Raw genomic sequence first — 16,515 nt, 5'->3', positions numbered from 1 at the left:
GGCGGGGCCCTTTTCATGCCAGCTTGACGTCGGTGCCCGTGAGGTTCTTCATGTCGGTCAGCGTCGGACCGCCGAAAGCCCGCAGCAGCACGGGTTTCGCTTCCTTGGGAAGGTCGAAGTAGAGGTCGAACTCGACCCGCACACCGCGTCCCAGCTCGAACTTGTCCGGCTGCCGTTTGATCGTCATCGCCTGGTTGTCGACCGCGATCACCGCGCCGGAATCGGTGATCAGCTGCTGGCGCCGAGTGTCGAAGAGGATGCCGGACAGACCCTTGCCCGTGACCACCAGCCGGAGCCGGACGAACTGTCCCTTCGCCTCGAATTCGGCGTGGCTGCCGGTGAGGCTGGGCAACCCGGCGGCCAGCCCGATGACGGAGAACTCGGTCTCCCCGTTGAGCGCGGGCGGCAGGTGCAGCGCGGTCTCGTCCGGCCGGACCTCCCGAGCGGGGAGGTCGTAGACGGGTTTGGCGGGCGGCTGCTCCTGCTCGGCGGAGCACCCGGCGAGCAGGACCAGGAGCGAAGCCGCCACCGTCAGGCGCTTTCTCATCGGACTGCCTCCACGCTCAGGTGAGGCCAGTCGCCGGCCTCCGGCAGTCGCAGAGGGCCGATCTCCTGCCCTGGCAGGAGACGCACCGTCGTGCCGGTCGTACCGTCGTCGGTGATCGGCGACAGGTCGGTGACCGGGACGCCGCGTTCGTAACGCTGTGTCCAGGAACCGTTGCGACGCCGGTTGGTGTGCACGAGCCAGTCGCTCAGCGCGGCCACGACCGACACACCGCGGCGCGGATGACCGTCCGGGAGCCGTTGCACCTCGGGGGAATCGAAGAAACGCAGATCCTTGGTCGGCATGACCGGCTTCTTCACGAAGCCGCCGTTGCCGTCGGCGCGGGTGTCGGTGCCCCGCCCGTCGTCCGCCACGGAGATCGAGCCGTCGGAATGGACCGTGACGACGGCATGCCCGCCGCCGGTGCTTTCGGCCTCCTCCGCCGCATAGGCGAGCACTTCGAGGACGAGGTGGGGAACACCGCCGGGAGCGAAGTCCCCAGGGTTCCGGCGGATGCGCGCCAGATGGTCCAGATCCACGGAACCGGCCCAGTCGTGCGTGGTGTTGCGCCATTCACTCACCCCGTCGATTCTGCCCGGTCCGGGGCCGCTCCGGGGCCTAACAGTCGTCGATATGCACGGCTTCGACGCAGGCGGCGGCTTCTGTCCGGCTGGTCGCCTGGTGAAGCAGGTTGTACAGCGTCTCGCGCTGATCGTTGTCGAGCGCGCCCAGCACTTCGTCCTCGACCCCGGCGAGGGCGAACTCGGCCTTGACGAGCTGCTTGGTACCGACGTCGGTGAGTTCGACGATATGCCGCCGCCGGTCCTCCGGTGAGCGCCTGCGTTCGATGAGGTTCGCGGATTCGAGGTCGTTCAGCAGCCCGACGACGTTCGTGCCGTCCATCTCCAGCGTCTTCGCGAGGTCCTGCTGCGAACAGCCGCCGAGGTCGCGCAGCACGGTCAGCGCGACGAGATGACGGGGACGCAGGCCGAGCGGGGCCAGGACGGACTCGCTGCGCAGCCGGATCCGGCGGGTGACGTGGTCGAGCAGCGCGCCGCAGCGGTGCGGGGGCTGGTTCACGACCGGGAGCTCGGACACGGGTCAAGTGTACGTTCCCAGATGATGACCGCCACAGCATCAATGGTTTGCGTTACACAAACTATCTATGCAAGATAGGACGCATGACGAACCTGCTGCACATCGACTCCAGCATCACGGGCGAGCACTCGACCAGCCGCCGCCTCACCGCGCGGGCGGCCGCGGCCTGGCGTGCGGCGCATCCGGAAGGCACCGTCACGTATCGCGACCTGGGCGCCGACCCGCTGCCGCATCTGGACGCGGTCACCAACGTCGCCAGGACGGTGCCGCCGGAGCAGCACACCCCGGAGCAGGCCGCCGCCTGGCGGCTCATCAAGGAGCTCGTCGACGAGGTCAAGGCGGCCGACACGATCTTGCTGGGCCTGCCGCTGTACAACTTCGGCCCGCCGAGCACGGTCAAGGCCTGGGTGGACCACCTGATCGCGCCCGGGCTGTCGATCGACATGGAGACCAGGGAAGGCCTCTTGGGCGGACGTGATTTCGTCGTCGTGACCTCACGCGGCGGCGGCTACGGCGAAGGCACCCCGCGCGAAGGCTGGGACCACGCCCAGTCGTGGATCCCGCACGGCGTCTCGCTGACCGGTCTGGAACCGCGTTTCGTCACCGCCGAGCTGACCATGGCGAAGACCAACCCGGCGATGGCGGATCTGATCCCCCTTGCCGAGGCCAGCCAGGCCGAGGCCGAGCGCGCCATCGACGCGCTGTGGACACCGGTGGCGGCTTGAGGAGGATGTACTTCAAGAGAACCGCCGTCGCCACTCACGACGTTAGTCTTGGCGGATGGGGTTCGGCGAGCGGGCGCGCAGGGTGCGGGACGAGCGGCTGGCGCACGGCAGCCGGGTCGCGGCGTTGTGTTCCTGCGTGAGCCTGTACCACCCGATCGGCCACCGGGCGACGTTGAGCTTTCTCGAGGAGTTGGCCGGGCCGTACCAACGGCATGAGAAGGCGCTGCTGCGAGCCTTGGAGACGCTGGAAGCCAGCCGCGCGGTGTGGCGGGCGGAGGTCACCGGCCACAAGAACGCGCGCTTGAAGGAAAAACGGCTCGGCAGGCGTGTGCCGTCTGGCGAAGGTCCACCGCCGGGCAGGATGGGCGGCCACTGGTACGCGACGGTCCCGGCCCTGCCCGGACGCGCGGCCGTGCACGCGCTCAAGCTGTGGGAGCGGGACCACGGACCGGAATTCGCGGACGACGAGACGCGATCTCTTGTGCGGGAATGCATCGCGACAGGCGGCAGGCTCACCGGTGAACGACTGGACGTCGTCCTGGCCCGCCGGGCCGGTGACGCCCGCTGGCCGATGACACTCATCGCCTCGGCCGTGGACACAAGTCCGTGAAGGCCTCCTTGAGGGACCCTGGGGCCCTCAAGGAGGCCTTCACGGACTACTGAATCAGCCGATGCCCGCGGCGAAAACGTGCATCGCGCTGTTCGACGGCAAAGTCACCGCGACGACCTCCTTGCCCGCGGTGAGCGGGACGGAGTTCGCGAACACCCGGTACGGCGTGGTCGGATACGCGGCCCCGGCGCGGGTGTTCTTGCCCATCACCGTCGCCACCGTCGTGGCGCCGTACTGCGCGGGATCGGCACAGCACCAGTTGGGGAAGCCCAGTTCGGCCTGGCTGGTGCTGCCGTCGGCATAACGGACGACGACCGTGCCCTTCGCCGTGCCGGTACCGGTTCCGGTCAGCACGAGTTTCGCCCCCGTACCGCGCACCGCGATGGTCTGGCCGGACGCGAGGACGTTGTCCTTCTGCCCCGAACCGGTTTGCGGCCACGTCAGCCGCGCACCGAGCGCCGAGAAGCCCGCACCCGGTTTGAGCCCTGCCTCGGCGAGGCCCTCCGCCCGGAAACTGCTGCCGCCGCCGTCGATGTCCCCCACCGCGACGTGGGCCGCGTCGGTCACGCCGACGTTGCCGTAGGCCGCGGCCAGCGAACCGTGCGGGACGGTGACCGTCACCGAGTCGGTGACCCGGTTCTCCCCGAGCCGCGCCTTGTACGACGCCGACGCGGTGAGCTGGTAATCGTCCGGTTTGATGCCCGCGTCCGGTGTCACCTTCACCGGGACACGCACGGTCGCGCCGGGCATCACCAGCCGCGGGCCCGCAGGCACCTCGGCGCGGAAGCCATTGGCGGGCAGGGAGAACGTGACGTCCCGGACCGGCAGCGGCGTGCCGTTGGTGAAGCTCAGCGTGCCCGTCGCGCTCTGTCCGGGACCGGCCACCGCCGGGACGGACAGGGTGACCGAGCCGTCGCGGTCCTCGGGGAAGATCCCGCCGACCGCGCTCGTGCCGAACAACCGGACGTCCTGACGGTCACCGGCGCCGATCTTGCCGGTCTTGACCCGCGCGACCCCGCCGGTGGCCGGATCGAACCACCAGCCCGACGGCGCCGCGTCCAGTTCGGCCTTGCTGCCGTACTGCCGCAGGACCGAGTTCCCGGCCAGTACCGTCGCGGGCTTGCTTCCCGTGTGGACGGTCAGCTGGTAGTTCCGCGACGCGGGTTTCCCGGCGTAGGAACCGGAACTGGCCCCGATCCCGACCGTCACCGTGCCGAGCCCGGACGTCGGCGCGTCCACGGTGAAGGTCTGCTTCGCCTGGTCGCCGTTCTTGTACGCCCTGGTCACGCCGTCGTCCTCGGCGAGCGTGAACGAACCCTTGCCCTGCGGGTAGACGTCGAGATCGAGCACGCTCTTGTCCCGCGTCTGCCACGACTTCGTGCCCTCGGCCCACATCGGCACCACGGCACCGGCGCGGACGAACAACGGCAGCGTGTCGAGCGGCGCGTCGTAACCGTCCACAGTGGTCGGACCGGTGTAGGTCTTGCCGCTCCAGTAGTCGACCCAGGTGCCCTTCGGCAGGTAGATGCCGTTGCGGACGGCGGAGTTCTCGTACACCGGCGCGACGAGGAAGTCCCTGCCGGACAGGAACTCGTACTTCGCCTGCTCGCCCCACACGTTCGGGTCGTCGGGGTATTCGAGCGCCAGCGGGCGCACCTGGCCGACGCCGGACTTGTGCGCCTCGACCGAATGGCTGTAGGTGTAGGGCAGCAGCCGCTCCTTGAGCAGCAGGTACTTGCGGTTGATCGAGGTGTACGGCTCGCCGTACCGCCACGGCTGCTTGTCCGACGCGGCCCAGCCGTCCATCGTCATCGAGACCGGCAGGAAGGCCTTCCACTGCAGGTCGCGGACGTAGGTCTGTGGGCTGCCGCCGAAGATGCCGTCGATGTCGCCGGTGTTGTACGCGATCCCCGACGTCGTGGCGCCGGCGTAGGTCGGGATCTGCCACTTGATGTAGTCGTAGGAACCGGCCTGGTCGCCGCTCCACAGCACGCCGCAGCGCTGCGCGCCGGCCCAGCTGACCGGTGTCCAGACGAAGCCGCGCGCGTCGCTGTTGTCCTCGATGCCCTTGTGCGCGGTGTCGCAGGCGTCCAGCGCGAACTGGTAGCCCGGGCCGACCCACGCGACGTCGAGTTTGCGGACCCGCACCCCGGCCTTGACCTCTTCGACCTGGTTCGGCACGCCGTTCTCGGTCCACAGGCCCAGCTGCATGTTGTTCTTGCGCAGGCCTTCGCCGGTCTGCTGGAGGTTTTCGTAGCCACAGCCGTAGCCGTCGTTGACGAGCATCCAGCCGTTGGGCATGCCGTGCTCGGTGTAGCCCTCCGCGATCTTCACCGCGTCCAGCGTGTGGCGCTCGCCGCGGTTGGCGTTGTGCAGGTAGCAGTCGGCGTCACCGTGTTCGAGCCCGTAGAGCGGTGGCAGGAAAGGCTTCCCGACCAAATCGGTGTAGCCGGTGATGACGTCCTTGAGCCCGTCACCGACGACGTACGTCGCGTCGAAGCGGCGTTCGTCGTGTGTGGTGCGCACCGGCTCGGTGAAGGCGTATGTCCCTTGCGCGAAGGTGTTGCGCAGTACGCCGTATCCCGCCGTCGAGGCGTAGAACGGCTGCGAATTCGGGGCCCCGCCGTCGTTCCAGTTGTAGTCGGCGAAGATCCGGATGGTCTGGCCCCGGTGGCTGAAACGGCCGTTCTGCTCGCCGCCGCCGACGAACTGCTCGGTCGCCGTCCGCGCCAGGGTCTGCGTGGTCTGCTTGTCGGTCCAGGACAGCGGCGCCGACTCCTCCCAGAGCCGCTTGCGGTCCGCGCCGTCGTACAACGCGAGGCGCAGCGGATGCTTGTACGCCCGCAACGTCGCCTTGGCCGTGGAAACCGCCCAGTAGTCCCCCTTGTCGGCCGTCTTGGGCGTCACCGGGGCGCCGGTGCGAGGCAGCACGATCTTGCTCCCGGCGGGATCGGTGAACGTGCCGTCCGGAGCCAGCCAGACCCGGACGGCGCCTTCGGCCGGGAAGCCGACGCGTACCGCGGCGCTTCCCGATTTCAGTGTGACCGTGGGGCCCTCGGTCGAGATGCCGGTCAAATCGCCCAGCTTTCCGGACGCCGCCGCGGCCGGGTCGGCGTGGGCGGCGACCGGGGAAAGCCCGATAAGGGCCACTGCGACCAAACAACTCAGGGATTGCGCAACTCTGCTCATTCGAGACACCTTTCGCGCATGAATACGCAATATGGTCTCTGTATAGCGCACGGTTCGCGCAAAGTCATCCACCGAAGCGGTGCTGCCGACTTTCGTCGGGTCGCGCGAAGATCCTTATGGGGCAACGGTGCCTAACGTCCCGCATCGTCAGCACCCAAGACGCTCGCGCCCGATTTGAGCACTTTGACTGATTCTGCACGAGGGTCGTGAGTGATTAGGAGCGTTAGAACGACCAATATCACTCACGACCCCGCGCCAAACCGGAGACATGGACATCAATCGGATATTCAGCGCCCAACGCGTGTCCCTTGTGACATTCACGGCAAGTCCCTCATCCGACGCGGTGAAGGGCGCTTTGCCCGCGTCACATGCGGTGAAAGTCCCCTTCATCCACCCTGAGACCAGAGGAACTCAAGCCACGAAATTTCCGGCACAGAACACCTGGTAAAAGTCAGACCGCCTGGACCTCGACCCCGGCGGCCTCGAACGCCCGCAGCACCTTCGGGTCGGCGTTCGAATCGGTCACCAGCGCGTGCACCTGCGGCGTCGCGCAGATCCGCGCGAACGCCCGGCGGCCCAGCTTCGAACCGTCGGCGACGGCGACGACGCGTTCCGCCCGCTCGACCATCAGCCGGTTGATACTCGCCTCGCCCTCGTGGTGGGCGAACGCGCCGGCGTCGGCATCGAACGCGTCGACCCCGAGGAACAGCAGGTCGATCGTCAGTTCGCTGAGCACGCGCGTGGCCAGCGGACCGCTGAGCTCGAACGACTGCGGACGCGCGACGCCACCGGTGACCACGATCTTCACATGCGGCCGGACCGCGAGTTCGTGCGCGATGTTCAGCGCGTTGGTGACCACCGTCAGCCCCGGCGAATCACCGCGTCCGGCCAGATCGGACCGGGTCGCCAGCGAGCGCGCGACCCCGGCCGTCGTCGTCCCGCCGTTGAGGCCGACCACCATGCCCTGCGCGACGAGCGCCGCCGCGGCGACACTGATCCGCTGCTTCTCGGGTACGTGCCGCGCGGTCTTGTAGCGCAACGGCAGGTCGTAGGCGAGGTCGTTGGCCACCGCGCCACCTCGGGTGCGGGTGAGCAACTGTTGCTCCGCCAGGTGATCGAGGTCGCGCCGGATCGTGGCGGCGGAGACGTTCAGTTCCTCGGCCACGTCCTCGACGTCGATCTTCTCCCGCTGCCCCAGCAGGTCCAGCAGGGTGCTCAGCCGTTCGTGCCGGGCCATCGGCGCCACTCCTAGCTCGCTGCGGCCTATCGCGCATACCGGTGCGCTGTTGGCCACTGTTTCGAGCAGTATGCTGCATCGCGGTTGTCCGCCGCGAGCGGCACGCCGGTCGAGTGGCCCGGCCGGTCACTTCATCCGGAAGTCGTGCTGTTCCGGCAACGGTTCGTCGGAAACCGCCGCCCAGGTGTCGGACAAAGACGTTTCCCCTTCCCTGATGTTCGCGACCTCGAAACCGCTGTCGTACACGGCCTTGGCCCCGGCGGTGTCGCCGAGGGCGAGCCTGGTCCGGGCGGTCAGGAGCGCGATCCGTCCTTCCACGGGCAATCCGTCCAGCAGCACACTCGCTTCGTCCGGGAGCCCCGCGGCGAGTTGCGCCGCGATGGCCTCGACGACCAGGGGACGCAGTGACGGCGCCAGGGCGACCGCCCGCCGGTACAGCCAGGCGGCCTCGTGCCCGGCCGTGGCGATCGCGAGATTCCGCAACGCCCAAGGGTTCTCGGCCGCCGACACGGACTCGCGCCAGGCGCGGACCGCGTCCGACTGCCGTCCGGCCGCCCAGTGCGCGACGCCGCGGTGATACCAGGTCAGCCAGTTCTTCGGGGCGTACTCCATGAGATCCGCCCAGTACCGGTTCACCAGCGTCGCCGGAGGGACGGCGAGCGGATCGCCGTCCGGCGGCGTCCCGTCGAGCAACGCGAGCCACGGCTCCTGGTCCGGCCCCAGCGATTCGTCCGGAAACGGCGTGCCGGGCAGGCACATGGGCGCGCGCCGGTTCTCCAGCGCGCCCCAGCCGGAACCGGTGGCCAGGAAGGATTCCGGGGTGACGTCGGCGATCTTCCGCCACGCTTCGTGGAGCTCGTCCATGGTCTCCGCCGACGGCAGACCGGCGGCGACGGCTTCACGAGCCGCCGTCCAGTCGTCACCGTGCACCGCGGCCGGATCGGCGGCGACAGGACCATAGGCCTCCAGCCAGTCCCAGCTCTCCCCCGGCGGCAGCCGCAGGTGCTCCAGCTGCGTGCGGGCCAGCCCGGCCTGGATCTCCAGATAGCCCCCGGCCTCCGGTGCCAGCCACTCCTGCCAGCGACGTCCGCCGGTGGATTCGCCCCACAGGAACAGCTTCCGGCCGCGCAACCGGCTGGTGGACAGCTGAGCGAGCCCGGTCCCGTCGGCTTCGACGGCCGCGACCCACGGTCGCCCGGTCACCTCGAAGAAGTAGTCCGCCGCGGCCTCCGCCCGCGCCGGATACGTCAGCTCGCCGGGTACGTCGACCAGGTCGAGCCGTCCCGAATAGCCGTAATGCCAGGCCTGCGTCGCGGGCGCCAGCACCCTGGTGCCCTCGTTCTGCGGCACCGCGATGTTCGACCACCAGTACACTGGGACGTCGTAGGGATGCGGGTTGCGCACCCGCACCGCCACGAGCAGCTGCTCCGACCCTTCCGGCAGCCAGAAATCGACCTGGTACGGCAGGTCGCGGGTGCGCTCCCACTCCCACAGGCGCAGCACCGGTGTGCCGTCCGGGCCCTCGACCTCCGCGGCGAACATCGGCTCGCAGGTCAGCGTCGTATGCCCGGTGCTGCCGAGGTTCCACTCGACACCGCCGGCGAACCACGCGTCCCGCAGGGCGAGGTTCGCGGGCTGGAACACCGGGTTGCGGTAGAGCAGCTCACGTCCGGACGGCTTGTGGACCAGTGAATACAGCCGTCCGCCCAGCGACGGCAGCACGGTGGCGCGGAGTTCGTCGTTCTCCAGCACCATCGCCGGGAGTTCACGGTCGGTGCGCTCGCGGGTGTAGCCGTCCTGCAGCAGGCACGGCAACGTGGTGTCCAGGCGGCCGTAGCCGATGTTCTCCGCCAGGTCCGGCGGCAGCTCGTCCACATTGGACACCTTGGCCACGGCCTCCGGTTTCCGGAGCGGGGGCAACGGGTTCTCCGGCCCCAGCTCGGCGGCCGGGAGCACCAGCCCGGTGCGATACAGGCTGGTCATGCGTCCGGGAGCCTGTCACCGGTCGCGGCGTCGAACAGGTGCACCGCACCCGGTTGCGGGGTCAGGGAGATCGGCTCGCCGCGCTGCCACGGGGCCATCCCGGGAGTGCGGACGGTCAGCACGCGTTCGCCGTCACGGCAGTAGAGGTACTGGTCGCTGCCCAGTTCCTCGACGACCTCGACGATGGCCTCGAAACCGCCGTCACCGATCGTCCAGCCCTCGGGCCGGACGCCGACGACGATACCGGGCCCGGTCAGCGCCGAACGTTGCGCCGGGGTCAGCGGAAGCCGCGTCCCACCGGCGACGGCACCATCACTGTCCACAGTGGTCTCCAGCAGGTTCATCGCGGGCGAGCCGATGAACCCGGCGACGAACACGTTGACCGGCTTGGCGAACAGTCCGACCGGGGTGTCGCATTGCTGAAGGATCCCGTCCTTCAGCACGGCCACCCGGTCTCCCATGGTCATCGCCTCGACCTGGTCGTGCGTGACGTAGAGCGTGGTGATGCCCAGCCGCCGCTGCAGTGACGCGATCTGGGTGCGCGTCTGCACGCGGAGCTTGGCGTCCAAGTTGGACAGTGGCTCGTCCATCAGGAACACACTGGGCTCGCGCACGATCGCCCGCCCCATCGCGACCCGCTGCCGCTGACCGCCGGACAGCTTCGCGGGTTTGCGGTCCAGGTACTCGGTCAGGTCGAGCACGGCCGCGGCCTCGGCCACCTTGCGCTCGCGTTCGGCCTTGGGCATCTTGGCCAGCTTCAGGTGGAAGCCGATGTTCTCCCCCACCGTCATATGCGGGTAGAGCGCGTAGTTCTGGAACACCATGGCGATGTCCCGGTCCTTCGGCGGCAGTTCGGTGACGTCGCGGTCGCCGATGTGGATGGAGCCGTCGTCGACGCCTTCCAGCCCGGCGAGCATCCGCAGCGTGGTCGACTTCCCGCAGCCGGACGGGCCGACCAGCACCAGGAACTCGCCGTCGGCGACCTCGAGGTCGAGGCCGTCGACCGCGGGACGGTCCACCCCGGCGTAGAACCGGGTGGTGTCGGAGAAGGTCACGGTGGCCATCAGGTCCTACTTTCCGGCGCCGAGGGTCAGGCCGGTGATGATCCGGCGGGCGAGCACGAGGTAGAGCACGAGCATCGGGAGCACGACGATCGCCACACCGGCGATCAGTCCGCCGTACTCCGACTGGTAGCTCGCCGCCCCGTAGAAGGTGAAGAGCGCGCGCGACAGCGTGAAATGCGCCTGGTCCTTGAGGAACACGATCGCCAGCAGCGTCTCGTTCCACAGCCCGATGGCGTTCAGCGTCAGCGCGGTGATCATGCCGCCCCGGGTCAACGGCAGCATGACCGAGAAGAACGTGCGCGTCGGCGACGCGCCGTCGAGCGCGGCCGCCTCCTCCAGTTCGTCCGGCAGCGACCGGAAGAACCCGGTCATCAGGAACACCGTGAACGGGATCGACAGCGCCACGTACAGCACGAACAGGCCGTATTCGTTGTCCAGGTGCACTTTGCTGAGCACCACGAACAGCGGGATGATCACGGTCTGGAACGGCACGCCCATACCGATCGCGACGACGTTCGTCATCGGCCCGGCGCCGCGGACGCCGAGCCTGGTCAGGGCGTACGCGCAGGGCGCCGAAACGGCGACCGTGACGACCGTCGCCAGCCCGACCAGGATCACGGTGGTCAGCACGGCCTCGCCGAAACCGGCGTTGTTCCAGGCGTAGATGAAGTTCCGGAACGGCTTGCCGACCTTGAACCACTGGTACGGCAGGTCGAACGGCTTGGTGAAGATCTCCACCGGTGTCTTGAACGACGCCGTGAGCAGCCAGTACAGCACCAGGATGTTGCCTGCGGTGAACAGCCACACGATCGTGGAACCCAGGACGCGCAACGGGCTGAACCGTTTGGAGCCGGGCGCCGGACGTGGTTTGCGTGGCGGCTTGCGCACCGGTTTCGGCGACGGACGCGGAGGCGCCTCGACGTCGGTGACGGACATTTCGTCTCCCTCAGAACTGGATCGCGTCACGGCGCATCAACCGGCGGAGCAGGACGACGAGCACGGACACCAGCACGATCATCGCCACCGCGCAGGCACAGGCGGCACCGAAGTCCGGGGTGCCGTTCGAGCCGAAGGTCCGGTCGAACACGTAGATCCCGAGCGTCCAGGCCTCGTTGGGCGGGGCGTAGGTGCCCGGACCGGCCAGCACGAACACCAGCTCGAAGATCTTGAGCGCGTTGATCGTCCACAGCACTCCAGCGACACCGACGACGTCCCAGGTCATCGGCAGCGTGATGTTCTTGAACTTCTGCCACGGCGACGCGCCGCCCAGCTCCGCGTCCTCGTAGAGGTACGGCGGGATGCGGTCGACCGCGGCCATCAGGATGGTGATGTAGAAACCCGAGCTGGCCCAGATCAGCGAAGCCGTCACCACACCGGTCACATTGGACGGTGCGAGGAATTTCGCCGCGTCCGCGCCGAGGCTTTCCAGCACGTAGTTCGCCAGTCCCTGTTTCCCAGGCTGGTACTTGAAGACGAAGCCGAGGAACATGCCGAGCGCCACCGGCGCCACGATGTTCGGGAAGAACAGGATGGCGCGGACGATCTTGCCGCCCTTCATGTCCCGCAGCACCATGGTGAACAGGAACGCCAGCGCGAACGTGCCGATGCCGCCGAGGAACACGTAGATCAGCGTGTTGCGGAAGGCGTACTGGAACGAGTCGCTCGCCCACATCTGCGTGTAGTTGGTGACGCCGTTGGGTTCCGGCGTGTCCCCCGCCCCGGCCCAGCTGGTGAAGCTCAGCACGACGGTCGCGATCGTCGGCAGGACCAGGAAGGCCAGGTACAGCACCAGCGCCGGCGCGGCGAACGGCCAGAACAGCCGTTTCTTGCGACTCAGGTGCGCCCCGGCCTTCACGGCCCGCGCCGGCGGTTTCGCCGGAGTCGTGACTGTCGCCATCAGCCCTGGTTCTTCCAGAATTCGGCACCCTTGGTGGCGAGCTGGTCGACGAACTGCTGCGGGGTGATCTGGCCCTTCAGCAGCGCGATGTCGGCGGGGTCGAAGACGTCGGTCTGCCATTTGCCGCCGGCGATACCGTCGATCCCGTCGTACTGCAGGACGTGCTCCTTCTTCGGATCGTCCAGCGCGGCCTTGACCTGCTTCAGGTCGTCCGGCACGGCGAGGTCCGCCCGCGGCACGAGGTTGTCGGCCACCACGGGGATCCCGGCGAGCAGGTTCTTGTTGAGGAAGTAGGCGATGAACGCCTTGGCCGCTTCGGCGTGCTTGGCCTTCTTGGTCACCGAGAACCCGATCGACATCTGCTCGACGGTGTCGTGCGTGGCGCCTTCGGGCATCGGGAACTGGAAGGAGCCGTAGTTGATCTTCGTTCCGGCGCCCTGCTTGTCCAGGTATTCGCGGGTCTCGCTCGGCGCCCAGCTGCCGACGTAGAGGAACCGGGAGTCACCGTCGGCCCAGCGCTGCTGCACCTGCGGGAACTTCGCCGCGTCCCAGCCGTCGATGAAGTACTTGGGCAGCTTCGCGGTTTCGGTGGCGGCCTTGAGGAAACCGGGGTCGGTCTTCCACGCCTGACCGGTCTTGTCGGTCGCGGCCTTGTACAGCCCGCCCGCGCCGACATAGCGCTCGGCGAGCTGGGTGTAGAAGTACATGTTGTAGAACGGGATGTCGCCGTCGAGGCTGATCGCGGCCTTGCCGTCGGACTTCGCCTTGTCGAACAGGCCGATCAGCTCGTCCATCGTCTTCGGCTGCTGGATGTCGCCGGCGGTGTCCTTGTTGAACCACCAGGCGCTCGACTGGATCGTGTACGGGACCATGAAGTTGTGGCCCTCGCGGTCCTTGTTCTGCGGGAAGTCGTACGAGCTGGGCGAAAGCACGTCCTTGACGGTCTTGTCGCCCTCGCCGACCTTCATCGCGAACACGTCGTCGACGCTCTGCGTGCCGCCCGGCGTCATGACCGCCGCGCCGACCTTGCTGACGTCCTGGTCGAACAGATCCGGCACGGCGTCGGTGTTCAGCGCGGGCACCAGGTTCTGGGTGTAGGCCTTGCGGCCCAGCCACTGCACGTCGACCTTGACGCCGGTCTTCTCCTGGAAGCATTTGAAGGCCTTCTGGAGGACCTTGCCCTGCGGCTCGTCGGCCGTCCACATGGACCAGTACGTGAATTCCTTGTCCGTCGCGGGTTTCACCCCGGCCTCCGGACAGGGCGCGTTGAGGAACTGATCGACGCCCGGGAGCGCGTTCTCGCCGGTGCCACCGGCCGCCGTGTCCCCGCCGCCGCATCCCGCGAGCAGGAGCGCCGCCCCTGCCGTCAATGCCGTGAGCCTGCCTACCCGCATCCGCCACCACCTGGATCGAAGATCACACAAGTTCTGCTTGTTCTTGCGCAGTTTTGTGAGGTTTCACGCACATGTCAACACTCAATCGCGCAAAGTCTGCTCAATCGTCACCTTGACCGGTTCAACATGATCAAGCTTGAGCACTCCCAGCAGTCGCCGCACCTCGACGGCGACCGCGGCACGCCCGGCACCGAGGTATTTCCGCGGGTCGACCCGCTCAGGATGCGCGCGCCAGTCCTCCGCCGCGGCCGCGGTGAACACCTTGTTGAGCTGGGTGGCGATATTGATCTTCGTCATCCCGGCTCGCACGGCCTCGGCCAGCCCGTCGTCGGGTACGCCGGACGAGCCGTGCAGCACCAACGGCACCGGCACTTTCTCCCGCAGCCGCGCGATCAGCTCGAAGTCCAGCGCGGCGTCACGGGTGAGCATGGCGTGCGAACTGCCCACCGCCACCGCCAGCGCGTCGATCCCGGTGGACGCGACGAACTCCGCCGCCTCGTCGGGATCAGTGCGCGCGCCGGGCGCGTGGACGCCGTCCTTGCCACCGACCTCGCCGAGTTCGGCCTCCACCCACACTCCGTGGTCGTGGCAGTACGCGGCGACTTCCCGGGTGGCGCGCACGTTGTCGGTGTAGTCCAGTTTGGACGCGTCGAACATGACGGAGCCGAAGCCGAGCGCGACCGCCTCGCGGACCAGATCGGCCGATTCCGCGTGGTCGAGATGCACCGCGACCGGTGTCGCGGCCCCTCTGGCCGCGGCGAGGGCCGCTGTCCCGACCGGCGCCAGGGAGCCGTGGTATTTCACGGCGTTCTGGCTCAGCTGCACTATCACCGGCGCTTCCGCCGCGGTGGCGCCGTCGATGATCGCGGTGATGTGTTCGAGCTGGATCGCGTTGAACGCGCCGCAGCCGTGCCGGGCCGCCGCTGCGGCGCCGACGATCTCCCCGGTTCCCACCAGAGGCATGACAACTCCTAATCCGGGCGGGCGCGCACGGCGACCAGCCCCTGTTCGGCTCGGTAGTGCGCGAGGTCGACGTCCCCGGCGAGCGGGCCGAGCACGGCCGCCCCGGACAACGCGACGGCGCGGCGCAGGATGTCCTGCCAGGATTCGGCGCGGCTCAGCCCCAGTGCCAGCGCGGCGACGACGGCGTCGCCGGCGCCGGTGGTGTTGCCGGTGAGCACAGTGGACGGTGCCGCGTGCCAGGTGCCGGAGTCGGTCACCGCCAGCAGTCCTTCGGCACCCAGCGACACGACGACGGCGCCGGCGCCGGCCTTGCGCAGTTCGGCCGCGGCGGCCACCGGATCTCGCAGGCCGGTGACCTCGCGCAGTTCGTCGGCGTTCGGTTTGACGACGGACGGTTTCCCGGCCAGTCCGGCGAGCAGCGCTTCACCGGAGGTGTCCAAGATGGACGGTGCGTCGCCGAACAGCCCGGCGTATCCCCCGGCTCCGGGAGGAAGGCTGCCCGAGCAGACGAGGACGTCGGGCTTGCGGGCCCGGACGGCCTCGGCAAACGTTTGCCACTCGTTTCCGGTGAGCCGGGGCCCTGGCTCGTTCAGCAGCGTGACCGATCCGTCGTCGGCCAGAACCGTGATGGTGCGCCGGGTCTCGCCGCCGATCGGAACCGCCGTGGCGGGGATTCCCGCCACGGCGAGATCACCCACGACGGCGGCGCCCGTCGCGCCGCCCGCCGTGAAGAGCGCGCGGACGTCGGCGCCGAGCGTGTGCAGGACACGGGCGACGTTGATTCCCTTGCCGCCCGCCCGGTGCCGCACCTCCCGAACCCGGTGCACGTCACCGGCCCGCAGACCGTCCACTGTGTACGTGACGTCCAGCGCGGTGTTCGGCGTGACGGTGACGATCACGGCTGCCTCAGGTCAGGACGACGGAACGAGTGAGACTGCGGGGGTTGTCCGGGTCGAGCCCCTTGCGGGCGGCGATGGCCCCGGCGACACGCTGCGCGCGGACCAGGTCCGCCATCGGGTCCAGGCCGCTCTCGACGAACAGGCCGCCCGCGCGGGCGACGTCGTCGGCCAGCCCCTCCGGCGCCTGCCCGAACATCCAGGTCACGCGGCCGGGTTCGCTGATGCTGATCGGCCCGTGCCGGTAGTCCCACGCCGGGTACGACTCCGTCCACAGCAGGCACGCCTCGCGGAACTTGAGCGCGGCCTCGTTCGCGATGCCGACGGACCAGCCGGTGCCGAGGAAGCTGAACTGCTCGGCGCCGATGAGCTCGTCGGGCAGCGGTTCGGCGAGCACGCGCTCGGCCTGGTCGGCGACCGCGGTCAGGTCCTCGCCGAGGTGCGCGCGCAGCATCGCCAGCGCCGTCGTGGCGAAGCGGGTCTGCACGACCGAGCGCTCGTCGACGACGGACAGGTCGACGATCGTGTCCGCGGCGGCCTCGATCTCGCGGGGCACGCCGGTGATCGCGATGGTCGGCGTCCGGCCCCGCAGCTTCGCCAGCAGGGCGTGGACCTCGGTCGTCGTACCCGACCTGGTCAGCGCCACCACGTGGTCGTAACCGCGGCCGTCCGGGAACTCCGACGCGGCGAAGGCGTCGGTCTCGCCGAGCCCGGCGGACTCGCGAAGGACGGCGTACGCCTGGCCGATGAACCACGACGTGCCGCAGCCGACGATCGCGACCCGCGCGCCCGGCGGCGGCAGCAGCTCACTGTTCGCCGAGGCCAGCGCCGCCGCGTCCCGCCAGCGGCCGGGCTGGCTCGCGATCTCCGCCGCCATGAAGGTCCCGCTCATGAACTCCCCATCCGTACCAGTTG

The 16,515-nt window shown here is 68.8% G+C and carries 15 protein-coding genes; 2 read left to right on the top strand and 13 right to left on the bottom strand.

Features of this window, described 5'->3' with window-relative positions; genetic code table 11:
* Window positions 1-13 precede the first annotated feature (13 nt).
* Genes ACSMFO_RS21075 through ACSMFO_RS21065 form a run of 3 tightly spaced genes read right to left on the bottom strand, consistent with a single transcriptional unit; the run spans window position 14 to window position 1,642 of the window.
* Window positions 14-547 carry a hypothetical protein gene (locus ACSMFO_RS21075; RefSeq protein ID WP_436460184.1) on the bottom strand — a complete coding sequence of 178 codons (534 nt, stop codon included), beginning with the start codon at window positions 545-547 and terminating at the stop codon, window positions 14-16.
* Window positions 544-1,125, bottom strand: a complete 582-nt coding sequence (locus ACSMFO_RS21070; RefSeq protein ID WP_436460183.1) for an ATP-binding protein — start codon at window positions 1,123-1,125, stop codon at window positions 544-546. Before ACSMFO_RS21070 ends, ACSMFO_RS21075 begins: the two co-directional genes overlap by 4 nt.
* A 37-nt stretch (window positions 1,126-1,162) precedes the next feature.
* The gene (locus ACSMFO_RS21065; RefSeq protein WP_436460182.1) at window positions 1,163-1,642 is read right to left on the bottom strand and encodes a MarR family winged helix-turn-helix transcriptional regulator; all 480 of its coding nucleotides are present in this window, start codon (window positions 1,640-1,642) and stop codon (window positions 1,163-1,165) included.
* A gap of 83 nt (window positions 1,643-1,725) precedes the next feature.
* On the opposite strand from ACSMFO_RS21065, the gene ACSMFO_RS21060 reads away from it, so the two are divergent.
* Both ACSMFO_RS21060 and ACSMFO_RS21055 read left to right on the top strand, forming a co-directional pair.
* Window positions 1,726-2,367 (top strand): FMN-dependent NADH-azoreductase, encoded by a 642-nt coding sequence (locus tag ACSMFO_RS21060; RefSeq protein ID WP_436460181.1) that lies wholly within the window; start codon window positions 1,726-1,728, stop codon window positions 2,365-2,367.
* A gap of 55 nt (window positions 2,368-2,422) precedes the next feature.
* Window positions 2,423-2,977, top strand: a complete 555-nt coding sequence (locus tag ACSMFO_RS21055; protein ID WP_436460180.1) for a hypothetical protein — start codon at window positions 2,423-2,425, stop codon at window positions 2,975-2,977.
* 54 nt (window positions 2,978-3,031) lie between these two features.
* On the opposite strand, the gene ACSMFO_RS21050 is transcribed toward ACSMFO_RS21055, so the two are convergent.
* The 10 genes from ACSMFO_RS21050 to ACSMFO_RS21005 form a co-directional block, all read right to left on the bottom strand.
* Window positions 3,032-6,166 carry a TIM-barrel domain-containing protein gene (locus tag ACSMFO_RS21050; RefSeq protein WP_436460179.1) on the bottom strand — a complete coding sequence of 1,045 codons (3,135 nt, stop codon included), beginning with the start codon at window positions 6,164-6,166 and terminating at the stop codon, window positions 3,032-3,034.
* Window positions 6,167-6,617: 451 nt separating this feature from the next.
* Window positions 6,618-7,403, bottom strand: a complete 786-nt coding sequence (locus tag ACSMFO_RS21045) for a DeoR/GlpR family DNA-binding transcription regulator (RefSeq protein ID WP_016335505.1) — start codon at window positions 7,401-7,403, stop codon at window positions 6,618-6,620.
* Window positions 7,404-7,529: 126 nt separating this feature from the next.
* A complete protein-coding gene (locus tag ACSMFO_RS21040) occupies window positions 7,530-9,386 on the bottom strand; it encodes a DUF5107 domain-containing protein (protein WP_436460178.1) in 1,857 nt (618 codons plus the stop codon).
* Window positions 9,383-10,450, bottom strand: a complete 1,068-nt coding sequence (locus ACSMFO_RS21035) for an ABC transporter ATP-binding protein (RefSeq protein WP_038511256.1) — start codon at window positions 10,448-10,450, stop codon at window positions 9,383-9,385. The genes ACSMFO_RS21040 and ACSMFO_RS21035 overlap by 4 nt, the downstream gene beginning before the upstream one ends.
* A gap of 6 nt (window positions 10,451-10,456) precedes the next feature.
* Window positions 10,457-11,386, bottom strand: coding sequence for a carbohydrate ABC transporter permease (locus tag ACSMFO_RS21030; RefSeq protein WP_436460177.1), 930 nt, complete (start codon window positions 11,384-11,386; stop codon window positions 10,457-10,459).
* Window positions 11,387-11,396: 10 nt separating this feature from the next.
* A complete protein-coding gene (locus ACSMFO_RS21025) occupies window positions 11,397-12,347 on the bottom strand; it encodes a carbohydrate ABC transporter permease (protein WP_037345437.1) in 951 nt (316 codons plus the stop codon).
* Entirely contained in the window at window positions 12,347-13,741 is a 1,395-nt protein-coding gene (locus tag ACSMFO_RS21020) for an ABC transporter substrate-binding protein (protein WP_436460176.1), read from the bottom strand. Before ACSMFO_RS21020 ends, ACSMFO_RS21025 begins: the two co-directional genes overlap by 1 nt.
* Window positions 13,742-13,822: 81 nt before the next feature.
* On the bottom strand, window positions 13,823-14,704 hold the full coding sequence (locus ACSMFO_RS21015) for a class II fructose-bisphosphate aldolase (RefSeq protein ID WP_436460175.1): 882 nt from the start codon (window positions 14,702-14,704) through the stop codon (window positions 13,823-13,825).
* Window positions 14,705-14,712: 8 nt separating this feature from the next.
* On the bottom strand, window positions 14,713-15,603 hold the full coding sequence (locus ACSMFO_RS21010) for a 1-phosphofructokinase family hexose kinase (RefSeq protein WP_436460174.1): 891 nt from the start codon (window positions 15,601-15,603) through the stop codon (window positions 14,713-14,715).
* Between the two features lie 7 nt (window positions 15,604-15,610).
* Window positions 15,611-16,492 (bottom strand): SIS domain-containing protein, encoded by an 882-nt coding sequence (locus ACSMFO_RS21005; protein ID WP_436460173.1) that lies wholly within the window; start codon window positions 16,490-16,492, stop codon window positions 15,611-15,613.
* Between the last annotated feature and the right edge of the window lie 23 nt (window positions 16,493-16,515).

It is taken from the genome of Amycolatopsis sp. w19 (assembly GCF_051373225.1).
Classification (GTDB): Bacteria; Actinomycetota; Actinomycetes; order Mycobacteriales; family Pseudonocardiaceae; genus Amycolatopsis; species Amycolatopsis japonica.
The sequence above is the reverse complement of the archived record's forward strand: the minus strand, read 5'-3'. Positions and strand labels throughout refer to the sequence as shown.

Bases quoted from the DNA above. Each gene is read 5' to 3' on its own strand.
- ACSMFO_RS21005 (WP_436460173.1), bottom strand. From the start codon at position 16,492: ATGAGCGGGACCTTCATGGCGGCGGAGATCGCGAGCCAGCCCGGCCGC.
- ACSMFO_RS21025 (WP_037345437.1), bottom strand. From the start codon at position 12,347: ATGGCGACAGTCACGACTCCGGCGAAACCGCCGGCGCGGGCCGTGAAG.
- ACSMFO_RS21040 (WP_436460178.1), bottom strand. From the start codon at position 9,386: ATGACCAGCCTGTATCGCACCGGGCTGGTGCTCCCGGCCGCCGAGCTG.
- ACSMFO_RS21050 (WP_436460179.1), bottom strand. From the start codon at position 6,166: ATGAGCAGAGTTGCGCAATCCCTGAGTTGTTTGGTCGCAGTGGCCCTT.
- ACSMFO_RS21045 (WP_016335505.1), bottom strand. From the start codon at position 7,403: ATGGCCCGGCACGAACGGCTGAGCACCCTGCTGGACCTGCTGGGGCAG.
- ACSMFO_RS21020 (WP_436460176.1), bottom strand. From the start codon at position 13,741: ATGCGGGTAGGCAGGCTCACGGCATTGACGGCAGGGGCGGCGCTCCTG.
- ACSMFO_RS21030 (WP_436460177.1), bottom strand. From the start codon at position 11,386: ATGTCCGTCACCGACGTCGAGGCGCCTCCGCGTCCGTCGCCGAAACCG.
- ACSMFO_RS21015 (WP_436460175.1), bottom strand. From the start codon at position 14,704: ATGCCTCTGGTGGGAACCGGGGAGATCGTCGGCGCCGCAGCGGCGGCC.
- ACSMFO_RS21055 (WP_436460180.1), top strand. From the start codon at position 2,423: ATGGGGTTCGGCGAGCGGGCGCGCAGGGTGCGGGACGAGCGGCTGGCG.
- ACSMFO_RS21075 (WP_436460184.1), bottom strand. From the start codon at position 547: ATGAGAAAGCGCCTGACGGTGGCGGCTTCGCTCCTGGTCCTGCTCGCC.
- ACSMFO_RS21035 (WP_038511256.1), bottom strand. From the start codon at position 10,450: ATGGCCACCGTGACCTTCTCCGACACCACCCGGTTCTACGCCGGGGTG.
- ACSMFO_RS21060 (WP_436460181.1), top strand. From the start codon at position 1,726: ATGACGAACCTGCTGCACATCGACTCCAGCATCACGGGCGAGCACTCG.